This window comes from Colwellia sp. PAMC 20917 (genome assembly GCF_001767295.1).
Lineage (GTDB): Bacteria > Pseudomonadota > Gammaproteobacteria > Enterobacterales > Alteromonadaceae > Colwellia_A.
Genome location: NZ_CP014944.1, coordinates 4,575,395 through 4,594,496, shown reverse-complemented (window position 1 = coordinate 4,594,496; position 19,102 = coordinate 4,575,395). Strand labels below are relative to the sequence as shown.

Annotated in this window: 17 protein-coding genes; 13 read left to right on the top strand and 4 right to left on the bottom strand. The window is 35.6% G+C overall.

Translation table 11 applies throughout. The features are described 5' to 3' along the window. Positions 1-82 precede the first annotated feature (82 nt). Both A3Q34_RS19570 and A3Q34_RS19565 read left to right on the top strand, forming a co-directional pair. Positions 83-1,072 carry a permease gene (locus tag A3Q34_RS19570; protein ID WP_070376870.1) on the top strand — a complete coding sequence of 330 codons (990 nt, stop codon included), beginning with the start codon at positions 83-85 and terminating at the stop codon, positions 1,070-1,072. Positions 1,073-1,095: 23 nt separating this feature from the next. After that, positions 1,096-1,332, top strand: coding sequence for a thioredoxin family protein (locus A3Q34_RS19565; protein ID WP_070376869.1), 237 nt, complete (start codon positions 1,096-1,098; stop codon positions 1,330-1,332). A gap of 122 nt (positions 1,333-1,454) precedes the next feature. On the opposite strand, the gene A3Q34_RS19560 is transcribed toward A3Q34_RS19565, so the two are convergent. The 4 genes from A3Q34_RS19560 to A3Q34_RS19545 form a co-directional block, all read right to left on the bottom strand. Then, complete coding sequence (locus A3Q34_RS19560) at positions 1,455-1,865, bottom strand: hypothetical protein (RefSeq protein ID WP_070376868.1); 411 nt, start codon at positions 1,863-1,865, stop codon at positions 1,455-1,457. 73 nt (positions 1,866-1,938) lie between these two features. Continuing rightward, entirely contained in the window at positions 1,939-2,952 is a 1,014-nt protein-coding gene (locus A3Q34_RS19555; RefSeq protein ID WP_070376867.1) for a glycosyltransferase family 2 protein, read from the bottom strand. After that, positions 2,949-4,223, bottom strand: a complete 1,275-nt coding sequence (locus A3Q34_RS19550; protein ID WP_231907495.1) for an oligosaccharide flippase family protein — start codon at positions 4,221-4,223, stop codon at positions 2,949-2,951. The genes A3Q34_RS19555 and A3Q34_RS19550 overlap by 4 nt, the downstream gene beginning before the upstream one ends. Positions 4,224-4,415: 192 nt before the next feature. Then, positions 4,416-5,882, bottom strand: coding sequence for a sigma-54-dependent transcriptional regulator (locus A3Q34_RS19545; RefSeq protein ID WP_070376865.1), 1,467 nt, complete (start codon positions 5,880-5,882; stop codon positions 4,416-4,418). A 306-nt stretch (positions 5,883-6,188) separates the two neighbouring features. Between A3Q34_RS19545 and A3Q34_RS19540 the strand changes: the two genes are divergently transcribed. The 11 genes from A3Q34_RS19540 to A3Q34_RS19490 all read left to right on the top strand — a co-directional run bounded on the left by A3Q34_RS19540 (position 6,189) and on the right by A3Q34_RS19490 (position 18,874). Continuing rightward, a complete protein-coding gene (locus tag A3Q34_RS19540) occupies positions 6,189-7,481 on the top strand; it encodes a response regulator (protein WP_070376864.1) in 1,293 nt (430 codons plus the stop codon). 15 nt (positions 7,482-7,496) lie between these two features. Beyond that, positions 7,497-8,042 carry a heme NO-binding domain-containing protein gene (locus A3Q34_RS19535; protein ID WP_070376863.1) on the top strand — a complete coding sequence of 182 codons (546 nt, stop codon included), beginning with the start codon at positions 7,497-7,499 and terminating at the stop codon, positions 8,040-8,042. 1 nt (position 8,043) lies between these two features. Beyond that, positions 8,044-8,994 carry a sensor histidine kinase gene (locus A3Q34_RS19530; RefSeq protein WP_070376862.1) on the top strand — a complete coding sequence of 317 codons (951 nt, stop codon included), beginning with the start codon at positions 8,044-8,046 and terminating at the stop codon, positions 8,992-8,994. Between the two features lie 297 nt (positions 8,995-9,291). Further along, positions 9,292-10,023, top strand: coding sequence for a hypothetical protein (locus A3Q34_RS19525; RefSeq protein WP_070376861.1), 732 nt, complete (start codon positions 9,292-9,294; stop codon positions 10,021-10,023). A gap of 187 nt (positions 10,024-10,210) precedes the next feature. Next, on the top strand, positions 10,211-11,506 hold the full coding sequence (locus A3Q34_RS19520) for a WecB/TagA/CpsF family glycosyltransferase (protein ID WP_070376860.1): 1,296 nt from the start codon (positions 10,211-10,213) through the stop codon (positions 11,504-11,506). Continuing rightward, positions 11,506-12,186 (top strand): sugar transferase, encoded by a 681-nt coding sequence (locus tag A3Q34_RS19515; protein ID WP_070376859.1) that lies wholly within the window; start codon positions 11,506-11,508, stop codon positions 12,184-12,186. Before A3Q34_RS19520 ends, A3Q34_RS19515 begins: the two co-directional genes overlap by 1 nt. 318 nt (positions 12,187-12,504) lie before the next feature. Then, positions 12,505-13,782 (top strand): polysaccharide biosynthesis/export family protein, encoded by a 1,278-nt coding sequence (locus A3Q34_RS19510; RefSeq protein ID WP_083278108.1) that lies wholly within the window; start codon positions 12,505-12,507, stop codon positions 13,780-13,782. Positions 13,783-13,789: 7 nt separating this feature from the next. After that, a complete protein-coding gene (locus tag A3Q34_RS19505; protein ID WP_070376858.1) occupies positions 13,790-15,181 on the top strand; it encodes a GumC family protein in 1,392 nt (463 codons plus the stop codon). Between the two features lie 385 nt (positions 15,182-15,566). Beyond that, positions 15,567-16,835, top strand: coding sequence for an O-antigen ligase family protein (locus A3Q34_RS19500; RefSeq protein ID WP_070376857.1), 1,269 nt, complete (start codon positions 15,567-15,569; stop codon positions 16,833-16,835). Next, positions 16,828-17,970 carry a polysaccharide pyruvyl transferase family protein gene (locus A3Q34_RS19495; protein ID WP_070376856.1) on the top strand — a complete coding sequence of 381 codons (1,143 nt, stop codon included), beginning with the start codon at positions 16,828-16,830 and terminating at the stop codon, positions 17,968-17,970. The genes A3Q34_RS19500 and A3Q34_RS19495 overlap by 8 nt, the downstream gene beginning before the upstream one ends. Further along, a complete protein-coding gene (locus tag A3Q34_RS19490) occupies positions 17,930-18,874 on the top strand; it encodes a glycosyltransferase family 2 protein (RefSeq protein WP_070376855.1) in 945 nt (314 codons plus the stop codon). Before A3Q34_RS19495 ends, A3Q34_RS19490 begins: the two co-directional genes overlap by 41 nt. Positions 18,875-19,102 lie beyond the last annotated feature (228 nt).

Here is a 19,102-nt window from a genome sequence, read left to right as displayed (position 1 = left end):
CCGTTTAAAACCGTGTTACAAAATCTATACTACCTTAGCGAACTTATTTTATTACTTATTATCCACCTCGATTGGACAGCTTATGTTTGAGATATTTACCGATTTAGCCACATGGTTAGTTGTTGATATATTTGGCTTATCTAGAACAACAAAACTAGGCGATGCCCTTCATTTTTTTATCGAAGACACCACTAAGATATTCTTTTTGTTATTGATAATGATCTACGCTATTGCTTTATTAAGAGCGTCAATGAATGTTGAAGGTATTCGTGATTACTTAGCCGGTAAACATTCAGGGGTTGGTTATTTACTTGGCTCAAGTTTTGGCGCAATAACGCCGTTTTGTTCTTGCTCGAGTATTCCGGTATTTTTGGGTTTTACATCAGCAGGGATCCCTGTGGGTATAACGATGTCATTTCTCATTACATCACCACTGATAAATGAAGTAGCAGTATTGCTGTTACTTAGTTTATTGGGATGGAAATTTACCCTGCTTTACATTGTGGTTGGTATGTCTGTTGGCATATTAGGCGGTATTTTTCTTGATGCCATAAAAGCTGAACGTTGGTTGCAATCTTTTGCCGCCAAAGCGTTAGAACGCGGTCAAAACACGGTAAGAGTTAAAGCTAAACAATCTGCAATATTATCGTTAAAACAAAGACATACTTTTGCAAAGGAAGAGCTCAGCGAAATTTTTGGACGAGTATGGAAATGGGTCATTGTAGGTGTAGGGTTAGGCTCAGCTTTACATGGTTTTGTACCCGACGGTTGGATTCAAGCGCATTTAGGCGATGGGCAATGGTGGTCAGTCCCTTCTGCAGTTTTACTTGGCATACCTTTATATTCTAATGCGACCGGTGTTATTCCTGTCATGGAAAGTTTACTTAAACAAGGCCTTCCTATAGGAACCACACTCGCTTTTTGTATGAGTACTGTAGCTGCAAGTTTTCCTGAGTTCATCTTATTAAAGCAAGTCATGCAATGGCGATTATTGGCGATACTTTTTATCCTATTGCTTAGTGCATTTACTTTAATTGGTTGGACATTTAATTTTTTAAGCCCATTTATTTAATACTTAACTAAAGAGAAAATATTATGATAGAAATAAAAGTACTGGGTACTGGCTGTACTAAATGTATAAAGACTGTTGAAAAAATTTCTAAAATAGCCAAAGAATTGAATATTAATGTTCAGGTAATAAAAGAAACAGACCCTGAAGTTATTATGGAATATGGCGTAATGACTACCCCAGCAGTTTTAATTAATGATGTTAATGTGCATAGCGGCTCGATCCCAGACAGAGATACTATTCAGTCATGGTTAATCAACTAAGAGTATCTGGCAAGTGATACATACAGCTTGATAACTAACAAATAGCGTTATCAAGCTGTAAGCAATGTTATTTAAAAATCTTTCATTATGCCTGATAAAGCATTTACTTTGCCTGAAATTCGCTAGAAAAGACTTTTGAAGGCATCCCAAATACCTAAAGATTCATTTGGAAACAAATCTATTCCTAACCATGATTTTAATAAATAAATTAACAAAAACACACAACCAATCATGGCTAAACCAAAGACGAATATAAATAATAAAAACATAGCAAAAGCAATAAAACGTTCAGTGTGTGTAAGCCCCCTTCTATTAATACCCACTAGAAAAACAATATAGAAACTCCAAGGGAGAAAAGGCAATGCTAATGTAGGTCTAAAATCTACATTGTGACTTCGCCAGTCTTGGGTACTAATGCTTTTTTGTAATGCTTTACGTTGTTTATAAGTGAAACTTTCTGCAACAGATTTATCCATGCCACTTAATAGCTGATTAACTTTTGAGTTATCATCTGATTTATTATTACGCGCCATAGTGCCTCTAAATAACTATTATGAGTAGTACAAGAACTGATATAGATTATAGGTCTTCATTACACTTTTAACCTTATTGTTTAATTGAACTATTGCCAAAATTTAACATGGCAAACTTTTCAATTCGTCGATATAGCTTGCTCGGTAAAAACTTTAACCAAGCACAGCCTAACGTCATTATCGTGCGACTAGGCTCTTGAAAAAGTATCCTGTAATTACAAAATATTGCTTGATGAATAAGCTTAAAAGCTGTCAGTTTACTTTCAGACTGTATCGCCCGTCTGGCTAAATAACGAAGCTGGTATGCCCTTGCTAAGCTATAAAACTGTTTGAAAAAGGTTGGATCAGAAGCTTGGTTTAGCATAACGGCATGTTGCCAACTTGAATACTGCTTATCAACATCTGCTGAAAGGCCAGTATCGTTAACACGATAATAAGTTAAAGGTTTGGCAATACCAGCAAATTTCCATGTAGTGGTTAATGCTATTCGAGTCCATAATTCGATATCTTCAGATTGTCTCAAACTTTCATCAAAATACATTTTTCGATATTTATCTCTTTTAACACCAAAATAGCCAATTTCTGCTAATAACGCCCGTCTAATCACTGGCGATGAGCCATTACCTACTGGATTACGACAAAAAATATGTTGTTTAGTTATATTGCTCAGCTTAGGAAATTGACCAACGCCCAAAAGTACGCCCTCTTCATTAATAAATAATGACGGACAGTAACTTACTCCTACCTTAGGGTTCGCTGATAGGTGTTTAATATGCTTAGCTAATTTATCTTTAGCCCAGTAATCGTCAGCATCGAGTAAAGCAACATATAAACCACGAGCCGCATCTATACCGGTGTTTCTTGCGCCAGACAAACCACGATTAGTCTGGTGAATAAGTCTAATTCTAGGATCTGTAAATTGATTCACTTTATTTAAGGTATCATCAGTACAACCATCATCCACTAAAATAATTTCAAAATGATGATAGGTTTGTTTAAGAACGCTATTGATACTTTGTTCAATATATTTTCCAACGTTATACATTGGAATAATAACTGATACTATTGGAACGGCATTAGATTTCATGTGATTTTTTTCCTATTAAATAAAGTACGTAGGTTATAATTTAAGGGTTTAAGAACATTAATTAAGTAAAGCGGGATCAAGCAAAACAGACTGCTAAAAAAGATAACAACAGCGAATTCCATTGGCTCTTTTGGCATCATAATAATGAGCGTGAGTAAAGAAACTGACAGGCAAATTAAACGAGTAAAGGTTTCAAGGTGGTATTGCTCTGTTGCACGTTGAAAACAACAAGCAATATCAATAATTAAATTAGGTAATGCCACTAAGCATAATATTGTGATGATAGGCACAGCAGACGACCATTTATCGTCGAACAGAATCGGTACATAAATAGGAGCGATTAAAGCCTGAAAAACGAATAAAAAACCAATGGATAATGAAAGAGCAAATATTTTCTTTTGTTGTGCTAATAGCTGCCCTTCTCGAGCTAACTTGCAAATATAAGGATATAAAGCAGCCATATAAACTTGATTAATTGACTGACTTAAACCTACCCCAGCATTTTTTGCAAAACTATAAAAACCAAAAAGCTCAGGGGTTAGTAACTTACCGGCAATAAAAGTATCGGCATGAACTCGAATTCCTCGTAAAAATTCTGTATTAAAAAGCTTTCCTGATGTTCTTAACATCTGCTTGATTACGGTTTTATCAAAACCAATGCCATATGATTGAACCGGTGCGAATGAAAATAACAACAACCAAAATAGCGAAAAGGCGATTTTACCCAAAGCAACAGCAAAGATGTCAGCCCCAAGTAAAGCGGCTACCGCTATAGATACATTTTCGATGATGACACAAACACCATTTCTGATACTAAACCAACGCATTTTATTATCGCGCTGTAACAAAAATATTTTTACACTCACCCAAGGATAGAGCAGATAAATAACAGCCATTATTTTGAGTAATGAGGCAATATCATCATTGTCATAAAGTGACGATAGAAAGTCTGCAGAGCTCCACTGACCCATAGCGATAGTGAGACAGATAGCCCATTGGATGACCATACCACTTTTTGCAAAACTAGCGACTTGCGCTTGTTTGCAATTAATAATTTGACTACCTACACCGGCCCGTAATATTAATGCAAAGACATCATGAAAGGCCAGCGCTAACATAGAGGTACCATAAGAGATTGGCGATAATTGTGAGGCAAGTACAACAATAGTGAAAATTCTGGAGACTTTAGCAACAAACTCGGCACTAAGTAACCAAATAGCATTTGATAACAGCTCAATTACCGAATTAAATTGCGTCCTCAATAAAGACATTAACTGCACTAGAACACTCCTGAATTATCATTGTTAAATCGTTAACAATGATACCTTCAAGTTTCGTTCCAACATTCAATTTATTTTAATCAACTGATTATTATAGGTTTTATTTTATACTTAGGTATTGCACTGATAATAATTTGCACTTTGAAAAAAAATACCAGCACTTTTTGCAAATTAAAAATGGTATTAATCTAGCGCAGGTACTTGCCATTGCTGAATTTTTCGATAAAGCGTTGATGGACTCACACCTAGTTCACTGGCCGCTTTGACAATGTTATCTTCACACAATGCAATTGCTTGTTCAATGGCATGCTTTTCGACGTCAGCTAAGGTAATTATTGAAGGTGTTAAATTAGCTGTATTGAGCATCGGTGTCTGCATATTGATATCATCCGGTGTCGAGATAACCGCCTGTTGCGCGGGGGGTGTTGCAAGAGCAGGCTGTTTAAACTGTCGACCAAGTTGCTGAACAATCACTTGTTCAGAAATTAAGGGTCCTTCAGACATAATTGTTGCGCTATGAATAATATTTTGCAGTTGTCTAACATTACCTGGCCAAGAGTACGATGTAATTAATACCTCAGCCTTAGTTGAGAAACCCGCAAAAACTTTTTCTTCAATTTTACTAAAGTGGCTTAAGAAATATTCGGCTAACTTCACAATATCACTACCACGTTCATTTAAAGCGGGTAACGCAATAGAAATAACATTGAGCCGATAAAAGAGATCTTCACGTAGTTTCTTTTCATCAATGGCAACTTGAGGGTCTCGATTGGTTGCACTGATAAAACGAATATCTACTTTTTCTTCTTTACCGCTACCGACCTTTTGAAAACAACCTGTTTGAATAAAACGTAATAATTTAGCCTGTAAACTGATATCCATTTCACCAATTTCATCAAGAAATAAGCTGCCGCCGTTGGCCAATGACGCTGCACCGTCACGATTTGAAACAGCACCGGAGAATGCTCCTTTGATGTGACCAAAAATTTCTGATTCCATCAGTTCTGAGGGTATAGCGGCACAATTGAGCGCAATAAAAGGCCCATTTTTTCTTTTACTTAAGCGATGAATTGCCTGTGCAGCAACTTCTTTTCCTGAGCCACTAGGCCCAGTAATAAATACAGAGGCACTGCTGGGAGCGCTTTGTTCGATACAAGAATAAACAAATTGCATCGGAATTGAATCGCCAATAAAGCCTTCAAATTTTGCTTTGTGATATTTTTGGTATTGATCAATCGTTCTTCGCATTAAAGTACGTTCAGCAAGTATATGCTGGAGCTGTAATGCTTGCTTTAACTTAACAATAAGTTCGAAATTATCCCAAGGTTTATGTAAAAACCCCCAAATGTGCCCTGAATTAATCGCATTAAGTACCGTATCCATGTTGTCGCATCCGGTTAAAACAATACGAACAGTTTCCGGTGAAATTTGAGCAACTTGTTCAAGTAACTGATTACCGTCCATATTGGGCATATTGATATCAGAAACAATGACATCAACATGACATTCTTTAATCACCTCAAGTGCTTCACCGCCGCTAGCAGCCGTTAAAATAGTCGCATCCACTTTACCCGCAATACGTTGTAGCGATCTTAAAATAGCGGGTTCATCGTCAACAAATAAAATGACCGATTTATTCAAATTTTGCATTTTTTTCCTTAAAATCAACACTAAAGCCCAATAACTTTCCTATAAAACAGTGTTACATTTAGCTATAATTATTTTTTATTCCACATTTAAAACTTAATGTATCGCCTGAACAATTACAAATATTGTTAAGGTAAATTGACTTATTAATTATAATAATATCAATAATTTTTGAATAAATAACCGTTATAACTATAATATATGTTTATTATTTATCACTATAAAGTAAAAAATAGATAATATAGTGATCGTTATAATTAACATCATTAAAACTATTTATTTCAGTTGTAAAATTTATAGGGAGAAATTATGTCAGATAGTAGTACCCAAAATGCTTTGTATTCAGATATGACTGTTTTATGTGTTGATGATGAAAGAATTATACTCAGGACTTTGCAACGTTTATTTCACCGCAAGTCATATAATGTCATTATTGCTAATAGTGCTAAAAACGCACTAGAGATTTTAGAGAAAACGCACGTGGATATCGTTGTTTCTGATATGAGAATGCCTGAAATGGACGGCGCAGCGTTATTAGCAATAGTGGCTAATTCACACCCAGACACTTACCGAATAGTATTAAGTGGTTATGCTGATTTTGAATCAACCGTGGCAGCAATTAATTTAGGTAAAATCAATCGTTTTATCAATAAACCTTGGAATAATGATGACCTAATTAATGCTGTTGAAGAAGGTTTGGAGATCACTCATTTAAAAAAGGAAAACCATAATCTAAAACGTAAAATTGAAAAGAAAAATAAATTACTTAAAAGTTTAAATCATGACTTAGAGGGAAAAATAAATTTACGCACCAAACAAATTAGAACGTCATTAACAAGAAATGAACAAGACAATAAAGCCTGTGAGAAAATGTTATTTAACTTCATTGCGATCAGTCCTGATCTTAATGCTGATTTTGCGAAAAATGTAGCACAATTAGCCGGCCGATTAGGAGAAAAGCTCTGCTTAGATAAAGAAGCATTGCATGATATTCGCTTATCAGGATTTCTCAACGAAATTGGATTGTTAGGGTTTGATTCAACCATTGTTTGTACCCCCTTTAATTTACTCAATTTCGAACAAAAAAAGATTTTTTTGACTCAGGGGGATATTGCTCAACAAATTCTTTCGCCAGCGCAACGTTTAAATGGTGTCAAAGCAATACTAACTTATCAATTTCATTCGCTAGCAGAACTAAAAAATAAAGTGAATAGTAAAACATTGCTTGCCTGTAAAATCATAAGTGTTGCAAGAGACTATTGGCGATTTTCTTGGGGTAAGATTGACGTTAAAAGACTAGATCATAAGCAAGTGCTGGTCGCGTTAAATAAATCGAAAGGTTTGAAATATGCCAAAGAAGTTTTAGATATATTAATGGCCAACCCCGAATTAGTTATTGATAATATTTCTGAACAAGGCTTAACGACACGACAACTTTTACCCGACATGGTATTAAAATATGGTTTGTTTTCTGCAAATAACTTGCTTATTTTAGCTGAAGGTCATGAATTTACCGAACACACAATTAATAAGTTAATTGAATACGAGATTAATCAAAAACACCAATTTACGATTGTTATTGAACCATTATCATTATCATAATTTAAGGAAATTACCATGCAAGGTTCTATATACACCACATTTTCCGAAATGGTCATTGAAAAAATGGGCATGTCGGTATGGAATGAGTTGTTAGATAAAGTAAAACCAAATTCTGAAGGTATTTATACTAACGGTATGCAGTATGAAGACTCCGAAATAATGGCTTTTGTGGCTGAACTATCGACATTAACCCAAATTGATCCGCCCACGTTAGTTCGCACCTTTGGTGAATATTTATTTATTCATTTATTTAATAGTAGCCCTGCTAACTTATCACATATTGATAATTTAAAAGATTTTCTCATTTGTATAGACGGTGTTATTCACAAGGAAGTTAAGCGTGTTTATCCAGATTCTTATTTACCCAGTTTTAAATACGATGAAAAACCTAATGGCGATTTAATTATGTTTTATCAATCTAAGCGCAAGTTGTGCCATCTTTCTGAAGGATTAATTTCGGGTGCGGCTCAACACTTTAAACAAGCTATTGTAATTGAACACCCTGAATGCATGCATGATGGAGCCGAAAAATGTAAATTAATAATATCTTTCAAGGATTAACATGACTGAAGAAGACGCGTATAAAACAGCCTATATCCGCGAAAAAAAGGCACGACAGTTGGCCGAAAAGCTACTTGAAGAGAAAACACGACAATTATACGATAATGTTTTAAATCTTGAAGGGGTTGTTGCTGAATTAAAAACAACTCAAGCACAACTTATTCAGTCAGAAAAGATGTCTTCACTGGGACAACTTACGGCTGGTATTGCGCATGAAATTAATAATCCTATTGCTTATTCATACAGTAATCTCTTTTATTTATCTGAAAATATTACTGAAATCTTTAAACTCGACAAAATTATACAAGATAATTTACCTCTCAAAGATAATGTTGACTCAATGTTGCGACAATATCAAAGTATGCGTAAAGAAATTGATGCTGACTACTTAATAACTGACATCCCTTCTCTGTTAGCCGATACCATTGAAGGAGTAGAGCGCGTTAAAAAGATAGTTAACAATTTAAAGAAAATCTCTTATAAAGGAGATGAAGCCTTTACCGCTTTTAGTATTAATGATTGCATTAAAGAATGTATTAAAGTATCTGCTAATGAAATAAAATACTCTATGACCATTAATCTTGAGCTTTCTGATTGTGGTGACGTTATGGGGCAACCATATGATTTAAATCAGGTCTTTATTAACTTATTTATGAATGCTTCACATGCTTGCTCAACCAATGGGATATTGACCATTACAACAACCCAAGAGCAAGATAGCGTCATTATTTACGTGCAAGATAATGGTAGAGGAATAAGTGAAGAAAATATCTTAAAAATATTTGATCCTTTTTATACCAGCAAACCTGTTGGCGAAGGTACGGGTTTAGGTTTGCCCATATCACATGGCATCATTGAAAAGCATCACGGTACAATTACAGTCACCAGTGAAGTAGATGTTGGTACATGTTTTAAAATACGCCTACCGCTTGCAAATCCACCGATTAACTAACACGTGACACTTTTTTTCCTAAACCAACCTTTTAACTATAAAGTGTTGGTTTAGAGACCTTTATCCGCTAGCACCAGCATAAATTTTGTCACTTATAATATTTGTCAAGGTAAGTTCGCATTTTGCAACAGCCCCAAAAAAATTCACCCTCTTTATCTATATAATACTTTCTTACTCGCTGTTAGCCCATTAGAAGAGCGGTTTATAAATAATGGAGTAGTTATTGCAGGTTACTTAGTTGAGCACTTTTCACCGGTAGAGAAGTTGATTAATCCATTTGCAGTAAAGGTGACATTTATGACCAATAAAACATTAGTACTCAGCATTGCCCTAAATGGTTACCAGTTAATGTATAACAAAGAACTAGCAACACACAAAAACTATGCAAAAAAGCAAGGATACTGCCATCAAGCGGTAACTCGGCCTTATATTTCTAAATTAGGCGTAGAGTGTTGTTGGCTTAAATTAACGCTAATGCGAACAGCTCTACTCTCGGGATACGACACCGTTATATTTTTAGATGCTGATACTGTGGTAAATGATAATTGCCCTGCTTTAAAAACAATAGTAGAAGATAAAAAATATATTTATATGGCAAAAGGTTATTCTAATCGCTTTAATTCTGGTGTACTCATTGCCTTGAATAATAAACAAACCATTGAATGGCTGACCAGTATTATTGATTCCAGACTTACTCGCATACAAAAAATAAACAAGGTTGGCTGGGGTGAAAACGGTCATGTCATAGAATTAAGTAAAGGGGTAAGTTTTATAAAAGAGCTCGAACAAAAATGGAATAATACCTTTGACTATGACTTAAGTGACTATATTAGACACAGCAATTGTGGCCCTATGCGCACCAGCATTATTAATAATTTATTTCATAAAATTGTTTTCTCTCTCTCTGCCCGCATACTAGCCTTTGTTAATAGAAAACAACCAACGTCAGTGCAAGCATGTAATGAAGACGACCTGTCGCGAGAAACAAGTATCATCTTATCGCTTTATCCAAAATTAGTCCGTTGTTAGCATCCTAAAATAAATTGCAAAATGATAATTCAAATTTTTATTTTGCAATTTAGTACTTCTCTTTTTTTTGCAAAAAGTAGCCTCGATAAAATAAAATCATTATAAAACAGACATATAAAATAAATATTCAAGTTGGCACAACTTAAGCAATGTACAGGTTAACTGATAATAATTTAGGTTAGCTGAAATGATAAAAACTAAAATTTCACTACAAACAATAACTCAATCGTTAACACACATTGATGCCATTAATCATCAATACCGTGGCAACATTGTCGATAAGCCTATAGCACTGATCCTTATATTAATACTGCTTCCGTGTTTCTTGTTAAATACAATCTTGGCGATAACGACAAGAAGAAACTTATTTTCAAAACAATACAAGACTGATGCCTTAAGCAGAAAAGTCACATTACACAGTTTTAGTTGTGGCCTCTGGGTAAAAACTGCGGTTTTGTTTGATATTTGTTTAGGTAAGATTTCTTTTTGCGGCATTCCTTTAACTCATCGACTTTCACCCGACATTCAGCTTTGTGTGCTTAACCAAATTAAGTGTAAAGCAGGAATTTTTAGTCTTTATGACTTGCACCTTAAAACTGGGTTAACAGTGATGACGCCCGAGCAACTACTTGAACAACAACTCAATGGTAACTTAACTGATTATCTAGCGCTGATCAGTAAAAGTTTTATCTCGATTATTATTTATGGCCAAAAGATTAAAAGACTTAAAGAATCTAAATACTTATCTTTATTTGGTTTAGACGTTAACAATACTTCAATGGCGGAAGCTGTTGAATGGATAACATCGAGTGATATACCGGCAAGTAAAACGAAAATAGGTTTTTTTATTAATGCGCACTCCATTAATTTGTCGATTAGCAATCCAACCTTCTTTAACCAACTAACAAAAGCCGATGCATTGTTCGCTGATGGCTCGGGTATGAGATTAGCAGCAAAAAAAGCAGGCTTCCTGCTTAATGGCAACAATAACGGAACAGATATGTTACCTCATCTTTGTAAAAACTGTGTTGAAAGTAGTCAATCTTTATATTTCTTTGGTGCTAAACCAGGGATTGCAGATCAAGCAGCAAAGGCATTAAGCGCTCAATTTCCAGGACTACATATTGCAGGCACCGAGCATGGGTATAACGGCACAGAGAGTACCCAAAAAATTATCACCGCAATAAATGACAGTGGTTGCGACGTTTTATTAGTTGCTATGGGGTCACCTATACAAGAGCAATGGTTACTCGACCACAGAGACCAATTACGATGTAAAACAGCATTAGCCGTAGGTGGACTATTTGATTTCTATTCTGGCAATATTTCTCGTTCACCGATGTGGTTAAGAGAAATGGGGATGGAGTGGATTTGGCGCTTAATGCAAGAACCTCGTGAAAAATTTAATCGTTATGTTATTGGTAACCCACTTTTTTTATATAGAACCTTTTTACTTGGCTTAGTAAATACTGGAGCAAAATAATGACTATTCAAATATTAAATAAAATTAAAAATCAGGCGTTATTGACTAAAACGCACAAAGCTATTGTTATAAATTACCAACACAAAGGCATTCCAGTTATTTTACAGCAAAGTATTGCGCTACTTGCCTTAATACTCATTAGCCCTTTACTTCTAATTGTGATTATTTTAATTAAAACAGAAAGTCTGGGTGGTGCATTGTTTTCTCAAACTAGAGTGGGTGAAAATGGTCGACATTTTAAAATGTATAAATTTAGATCTATGTATTTAAAATCTGACCCACTTTTTAAAGAACCAGACCCTTCGCAAAGCTCTCGTGAAGGTGTTTGTAAGAAATACATTAATGACCCTAGAATTACTAAGGTTGGACAATTTATTAGAAAATATTCTATTGATGAGTTACCACAATTATTTAATATTGTTAGAGGGGATATGTGTTTAGTAGGCCCAAGACCCGCATTATCAATTGAAACTTATGAATATGATAATTTTATCCAACCAAGATTATTTACTAAGCCTGGATTAACTGGTTTATGGCAAGTATCTGGCCGCGCAGACACTAATTTTGAAGAACAATTACAGTTAGACAAATCTTACATTAAGCAACAAAGTTTTTTAATGGACTGTAAAATAATAGCCTTGACCATTCCCGCGGTATTAATGGCGAAAGGTGCTTATTAGTTAAAACAACCTATAACATTTAGCTAAAGTATAAATGGCTAAAAGAACAGTAAAGTGAATTGATTAACTCATAATCAATTCACTTTTTTTATTTTTTATCTTTTATCTTTTATCTTTTATCAGCAAAGTATCCATATATTCGGATAAAAAGGCTTTTGCAAAATAGATATAGCCCATTGCAAATTGCAAATTTATATTTTTAAATACCGAACAATTACAAAAAAAACCTATAAAATACAATAGGTAAAATAAAAGTAATCAGTTGGTACGTTAAGTGCAATAACGGTGTAGAGAGTTAAAATCGTTATGGAGAATTCAATGTCGTTTTACCCACCTAAAAGTTACAAAATAATGCCAGCGCTTATCGCGCTCATTGGAATTTTAGTTTTACAGGGTTGTGCTAAGCACTCATCCGTAGATATTGATAAGTCTGCACTTAGATTTTATGGTACGCCCGCTGACAATGGTGATGACTTTATTCATGAGCAAGCACCTAAAACGCTATTTTCAGATGGATTAAATTGCAGTCAGTTTCAAGATATGGGCGCAGCCCTAAATTATAGAACAGACAAGCCATTAAATTTACATTCATCAAATATGAAAGCTTCAGCAGAGAATGACCCTATTCTTGCTCAAGGTTTATTATTAAGTCCTGGGGATTTAGTTGAAGTACTTATTGAAGATGGTGAAGGTTTTAATGGTCGTTATATTGTTGATAACGCGGGATATGTAAAACTACCTATTATAGGTGTTGTTTCAGCAGGCGGTGCGACAACCAATAAATTAGAAACCAAAATTGAATTAGCCTTAATTAGAGCAGAAATATTTCAGCCCGCCAGTGCTAGCGTGACCATACACGTATTAAATTGGTCATCAATTGAGGTATCTGTTGCCGGTGCCGTTTTTAATCCCGGTACTGTATTAATCAATAGAAAAAGTAAAGGTGTTCAAAACTCTGAACATCTGGACGCTTATGGTGATTATTCAACCACGCGTTTATTGTCTGAAGCAATTAGAACAGCATCAGGTATTAGACCGGATGCTAAATTAGACCAAATTATTTTAATACGTAAAGGCTGGCAAGTACAAATAGATATGACAGGCATGTTAACTGGCGAATTAGTTAAAGATTATCCTTTAGTCGCAGGTGACCGAGTCATAGTACCCAGTACTGGTTGCTTTCAAGCGCATTTAGTTAGACCAAGCCAAATTACACCTAAAGGATTTCGTGTATTTATGTCTAACCTGATTGATTCAGCGGGCGATAATGCGAGTGCTGGTATTGGTAAATTTGCAACAAGTTTGCCCTATGGTACACGCTTATTACAAGCGGCGGTTTCTGCTAATTGTGTCGGTGGTAAAGATTGGACCAATGCGCCACGTCGAGTCGTACTTGCGAGTAAAAATCCAATTACCGGTGAAACACAAGTTATCGAACGCTCGGTAGAAGCATTAATGACGACACCAAATCAAGACAATATTAACCCTTACTTAATGCCTAATGACGCCGTTGCCTGTTACGACTCAAATATTACTAACTTTCGTGATATCGCCAAGACAGTTGTCGACATCCTGCTTCCTATTAAATTGTTATAAGTGAATTATGAAATATCCTATTGTAACGTTAACGTCATTTGGACTATTCAGAGCAAGAACATACTCAGTGTTAAAGCGCCCTTATTTAGTGGTTGGTTTAGCTTGTTATTTAGTTGTTGCACTGCTTATTATGCTTTATTTGAATAAGGCTCCGTCATTTACCAGTGATATGGAAATGGTCTTACCTGGAACGGGTAGCAGTAACAGTGTATCACTGGATAATGTCGGCCAAGTTGTTTCACAAACTAATACCCCTTTTTCTGGTGGTGGCTTTAACCCACGTGTTAATTATAAAGAGATGCTTTCAAGCCGAGGTGTTAGGGGGCGTGCTGCTGAGAAACTAAATATTTCGCTTGATGAACTTGGTCAACCAAGAATTAAGCTCACCGAGCAAACCTCTATTATTTCATTGGAGATGAGTGCTGGCAGCTCAAAATTCGCACAAGAAAAAACCTTTGCCATATATGAATCTTTACAAGACGAGTTGAGTAATCTACGCGCCGATGAAGTGTTACGACGCGACCGGAGTATTAACCATGTTCTTGACCAATACCGGGAAAGAATGAATATAACCCGTAATGCTATTGTTGATTTTCAACAGCGTTCGATTGTGGTTTCAACCGATCAAATGAATCAATTAGTTAAAACCTTATCCGGTGTTAAAGAAAAACGACTTTATGTCAAAGCTGAAACAAGGCAATTACAAGAGTATATTTATCAATTAAGTGAAGAGCTTGGGGTTTCACCCAAATTAGCAGGACAAGCATTCGCCCTACAATCAGACGTTGAATTTAGAGCTTATATTACCGAATTAAAGGAAAGTATTACTCGTCTGACCGAATACAGCTCTCGATGGGGGGTTAATCATCCAAAAGTGAAAGCACAACAAAAAAGATTAAACTTTACCCGAATTGCGATAAACCAGAGAAGCAGCGAAATGTACGGTGTTAATTCAAATGAGATATTCAATTCCTTAAATTTGGATTTGAACCCCAAACGGGCTGAGTTATTCGCTGACTTAATTGCCGCTTACGCAAAACAAAAAGGCCAAGATTCAATGCTTGCTGATTTAGGACGTTCTGTTGAACATCTTGGTGACCAATTAAAGGTCTACTCTAGAGAAATAGTGGAATTAGAGCGGTTACAAAGAGAATTTAACATGGCAGAAGCTATTTTCACCTCTGCAGCCGCAAGATTAGAAGCAAGTAAAGCAGACATTTTTGCCTCGTATCCTGTATTACAAATGCTGACAACCCCTTCTTACCCAACGAAACAAGGTAGTCCTAAAAATATCATTGCCTTTGTTGGTGCTGTAGCCGGGTTTTTATTTATTACCTTTGGCTTGTTAGTTTTATCGCAACGCAACAAATTAATTCAAGTTTTACTCAAGAAAAGCTAATTTGGCTAATAGAAGTTAACCCTATCAAAGCTTAATCGCCTTGATGTAGGGTTATCTTTAGCCTTATCTTAGACTGCTCCTTATTTTATCAACCCTATTCCCAATATTGTGCAGATTAAATCTGTAAATAATAAAGGTCTTTATTAAGAAATAATGAATTGCAAAATGAAAATCCTATTTTTATTTTGCAATTCAAAGATAAAGCCTGCCTCAATAAAAACAAACAAAACCTATAACATCAATAACTTAAAGTAAATAAAAAGATTGGCACAGTTTTAGCAATGAGTAGGTTAGCATCAATTTACTAATGATTAATGCAATGCCGGCTAAAGATAATAATACTTTTATATTAAGCCTTTATTCATCCATTTGGACAAATTAACTTATGGCTTCACAGCATCCCATAGCAAGTTCTACCGAAGAAAAGCTAGTTTGGTTTGGGTTAACACTTACCTATCCATTCTTCGCATTCGGTGGTCTTTATGTTATGGGCTCAGTGATAGGTTGGATGATCTTTATTGTGGTTTTATTACGTTGGTATGTAAACGGTAAAGACAATAATGCAGTGATACCTGCCATTGTTTGGTTATGGATCCTTGGTGGTTTTTTTATGTTAGTCGCGCTACTCATTGGTCATTCGAATTGGGATCTGGGACTAGCGAAAACCATCAAGTCTTCAATTGGTTGGGCAAAAGGATGGGCACTGATGCCGCTATTTTTATTTATTGGCGCCTTTGTTGATATTAAACCGCAATTAGTGGTTAGAGCCGTATGCGTTGTTTCGTTTCATTCGTTAATTTTTGCCGGTGTGACTGTTGTTCTTTATATGGTTGGCGCCCCTGGTGATTTATTTATATCACCACTACAAGTGATTGGTGGACCCGGTGAAAGCTTCTTTACAGTAAGTTTATTTGGTTTAAACCCTGAAACTGGTGGTGGACGTTGGAGGTTTTTTACTCCTTGGGCACCTGCAGCAGGATTTATGGCATGTATATTTTTAATTTTTACAAGCCAAGAGAAAGAACCTTTTTGGAGAAACTCAGGTTTAGTCGGCAGTTTCATCATGTGTTTACTCTCACAATCACGTGCTGGTTGGGTTATTTATATCGCATTAGCGCCACTATGCTTTTTCAGTAAGCATTTTAAAAATCCACTGCTTATTATACTTTTTGGGTTGTTCATTCCAGCCATTTTATTATTAGGCGAACCGTTATTTAATTTAATCACTAGCAGCTACGAAGACATTAAAGCTTCGCGCCCTGATTCAACGCGAGTACGTAATACGCTAGAAGTACTTGCCTTGCAACGTTGGGAGTCAGAAGCGCCAATTTGGGGACATGGCATTGTTGAGAAAGGACCAAAAATTGTTGAAGGAATGCCTATAGGTTCACACCACAGCTGGTATGGACTGTTATTTGTCAAAGGCATAGTAGGACTTTTAGCATTAGCTATACCTTTAACCTTTACCTGTATCTATTTATTTTGGCATAGCCTTAAAAGCGAGATTTGTTATACCGCTGCACTAATGGCAATCGTTTTTATCTGTTACTCATTTTTTGAAAATCTAGAAATATTAAGTTTTATTTATTGGCCAGCACTTTTATGGATAGGCATTGCCCTTAATCCACTAAAATCAGGAGAAAGACATGTTTAAGAAATACGATGCTTATTTAGTAGGCTATTACGGCATGCAAAATAGCGGCGATGATGCGCTGATGTATGCAACAGCTTGGGCGGCTCAACACATTATTGGTTGTAAAAAGGCCCTAGTAGGTTTGTACGGCGATTACCTCAGAGAAACACAAACGAATCATCAACTACCGCTCAAGTTTAACCAGCAATTTCCAGGACAAAATAGGTTATTGCATTATAAAGCTGCACTTCAAAGTAAACGTATTATTTTTGGTGGTGGCTCGGTTTTACACAGTGAAACAGATATAAACCTTAAAAGACAATTAATGTCTTTATCAAGCCCTAAAAATAGCTTAGCCGTAGGCGTTGGAATTGGTCCGTTCAATTCAACTGCCGCAGAAAAAGCTTGTTCAAAATTTTTAAATGAATGTGGTTATATTGGCGTCAGAGACAGTGAAAGTTTAGACATTGCTCAAAGTATCGCCCCTAATGCTAACGTTAAGAAAACCTTTGATTTAGCACCATTACTGCTGTGTTCAGATAAATATAAACCTAAAAAAGTCGAACGTAAAGGCATTGCACTGTCGTTATGCTCTGTTGCTATTAATGCGATGGGGAAAACAAATAAAGGTGCTGAACAACAAAGGTTTCACCAATTTACTCAGTTAATAACACAGTTATACGCCCAAACAGGTGAACCTATTACCTTAATAGAGTTTAACGGACATAGCTCATTAGGCGATTGGAAAATCAACAATAATATTGTTGCTCGTTTAAACAAAACGGTGCCAGTAACAATAGAAAAATACCAAGCAGACCCGATAAAATTACTCGAAAAACTGGGTACTTATAAAGCTATTATTAGTATGCGTTTGCATGGCTCTATTTTAGGTTATTTAGCCAACACACCCGTGTTGTCTGTTAATTATCACAGCAAATGTAAAGGTTGGTGTGATGAGATTGGCTTAGCACAAGACTATCAAATAGATTTATTTAATCTCAATATTAAATCAATTGTTAACCAAATCGTAAAAGGTTTATCAACAAATTTTATACCACCAACGTTATCAGTTGATAGCGCTTTAAAAAATTCTTTATCTAACTGGAGTGATCAAAATGAAAAATATAAAATTTACTGTAATTATTCCGCTGTTTAACAAAGCCGAGCATATCTTAAGAACACTTAACAGTGTCGCATGGCAGAAATACCCCGCTGCTGAAATTATTATTATTGATGATGGCTCTACCGATGATGGCGCCTTAATTGTAAAAAATGCCAATATGGAAAATGTAAAACTCATCCAACAAAAAAATCAGGGCGTGTCTGCCGCTCGTAATAATGGTGTTGCATTAGCAAGTCATGAATACATTGCATTTTTAGATGCTGACGACCAGTGGTTACCTTTATTTTTAGATGAGATAGCTCGCTTAATTGTTAAATTCCCGCAAGCAAAGTTTTTTGGAACACGCTACCAAATTGTCGAATCTGAGCATAACTATATTGATGCAAAGATAAAACTAAAAAATATCGATCCAGAGGGCGTGATATTAGCTGATTATTTTGATATTGCCTCACAAGGAGACCTACCTTTTACTATGTCTTCTATGGTCATTCAACGGTCATTATTTAACGAAATTGGTGGTTTTCCTCTGAATGAACCTATAGGTGAGGACCAAGATTTATTCTGTCGGGTTGCGTTAAATACAGATATTGCTTATTCACCAAATATTCATTCTCTTTATCATAAAGATGCACAAAACCAAGCAAGTAAAAATAATATTCCTTCTGCAGAGTGTGGTTTTAGTATTCGGATAACTGAGCAGGCATCTCTATTTAAAGGTAATAAAAGCTCAACCAATATGCTTAAGTATAGTGCAACTCATTTGTGTCACTTGGCAAAACTCAATATTGGTGACGGCCATTTTTCACAGGCGAGGACTTTATTATCAGACCCTCGTTGTAAGCTAAAACCTAAACATTTAGTTGGACTTTATGGATTGTCATGGATAAAGCAAACAGAACAATGGCTAGTCAATGGTTTTCAATATAAACAGTTATAACGGTTAACCAGAAGACCGCCAAAAGCCGCATCACAATAGAGTAGCGGCTTGATGCTTTATGAGTCCCCATTAGTAAATTATTAACCTTACTTTATTCTATTTTGCAAAATGATAATTTTCGCAAAACAAAAATAGAACAACCAAGGCAGATAATAAAAATAACATACAATATCAACAGCTTAAAAACAAATCCATCTTGGTTCATTACTTGCAATACCTATCTTAAGT

Coding starts and splice junctions, on each gene's coding strand:
- A3Q34_RS19570 (WP_070376870.1), top strand. CDS start 83: ATGTTTGAGATATTTACCGATTTAGCCACATGGTTAGTTGTTGATATA.
- A3Q34_RS19565 (WP_070376869.1), top strand. CDS start 1,096: ATGATAGAAATAAAAGTACTGGGTACTGGCTGTACTAAATGTATAAAG.
- A3Q34_RS19560 (WP_070376868.1), bottom strand. CDS start 1,865: ATGGCGCGTAATAATAAATCAGATGATAACTCAAAAGTTAATCAGCTA.
- A3Q34_RS19555 (WP_070376867.1), bottom strand. CDS start 2,952: ATGAAATCTAATGCCGTTCCAATAGTATCAGTTATTATTCCAATGTAT.
- A3Q34_RS19550 (WP_231907495.1), bottom strand. CDS start 4,223: ATGTCTTTATTGAGGACGCAATTTAATTCGGTAATTGAGCTGTTATCA.
- A3Q34_RS19545 (WP_070376865.1), bottom strand. CDS start 5,882: ATGCAAAATTTGAATAAATCGGTCATTTTATTTGTTGACGATGAACCC.
- A3Q34_RS19540 (WP_070376864.1), top strand. CDS start 6,189: ATGTCAGATAGTAGTACCCAAAATGCTTTGTATTCAGATATGACTGTT.
- A3Q34_RS19535 (WP_070376863.1), top strand. CDS start 7,497: ATGCAAGGTTCTATATACACCACATTTTCCGAAATGGTCATTGAAAAA.
- A3Q34_RS19530 (WP_070376862.1), top strand. CDS start 8,044: ATGACTGAAGAAGACGCGTATAAAACAGCCTATATCCGCGAAAAAAAG.
- A3Q34_RS19525 (WP_070376861.1), top strand. CDS start 9,292: ATGACCAATAAAACATTAGTACTCAGCATTGCCCTAAATGGTTACCAG.
- A3Q34_RS19520 (WP_070376860.1), top strand. CDS start 10,211: ATGATAAAAACTAAAATTTCACTACAAACAATAACTCAATCGTTAACA.
- A3Q34_RS19515 (WP_070376859.1), top strand. CDS start 11,506: ATGACTATTCAAATATTAAATAAAATTAAAAATCAGGCGTTATTGACT.
- A3Q34_RS19510 (WP_083278108.1), top strand. CDS start 12,505: ATGTCGTTTTACCCACCTAAAAGTTACAAAATAATGCCAGCGCTTATC.
- A3Q34_RS19505 (WP_070376858.1), top strand. CDS start 13,790: ATGAAATATCCTATTGTAACGTTAACGTCATTTGGACTATTCAGAGCA.
- A3Q34_RS19500 (WP_070376857.1), top strand. CDS start 15,567: ATGGCTTCACAGCATCCCATAGCAAGTTCTACCGAAGAAAAGCTAGTT.
- A3Q34_RS19495 (WP_070376856.1), top strand. CDS start 16,828: ATGTTTAAGAAATACGATGCTTATTTAGTAGGCTATTACGGCATGCAA.
- A3Q34_RS19490 (WP_070376855.1), top strand. CDS start 17,930: ATGAAAAATATAAAATTTACTGTAATTATTCCGCTGTTTAACAAAGCC.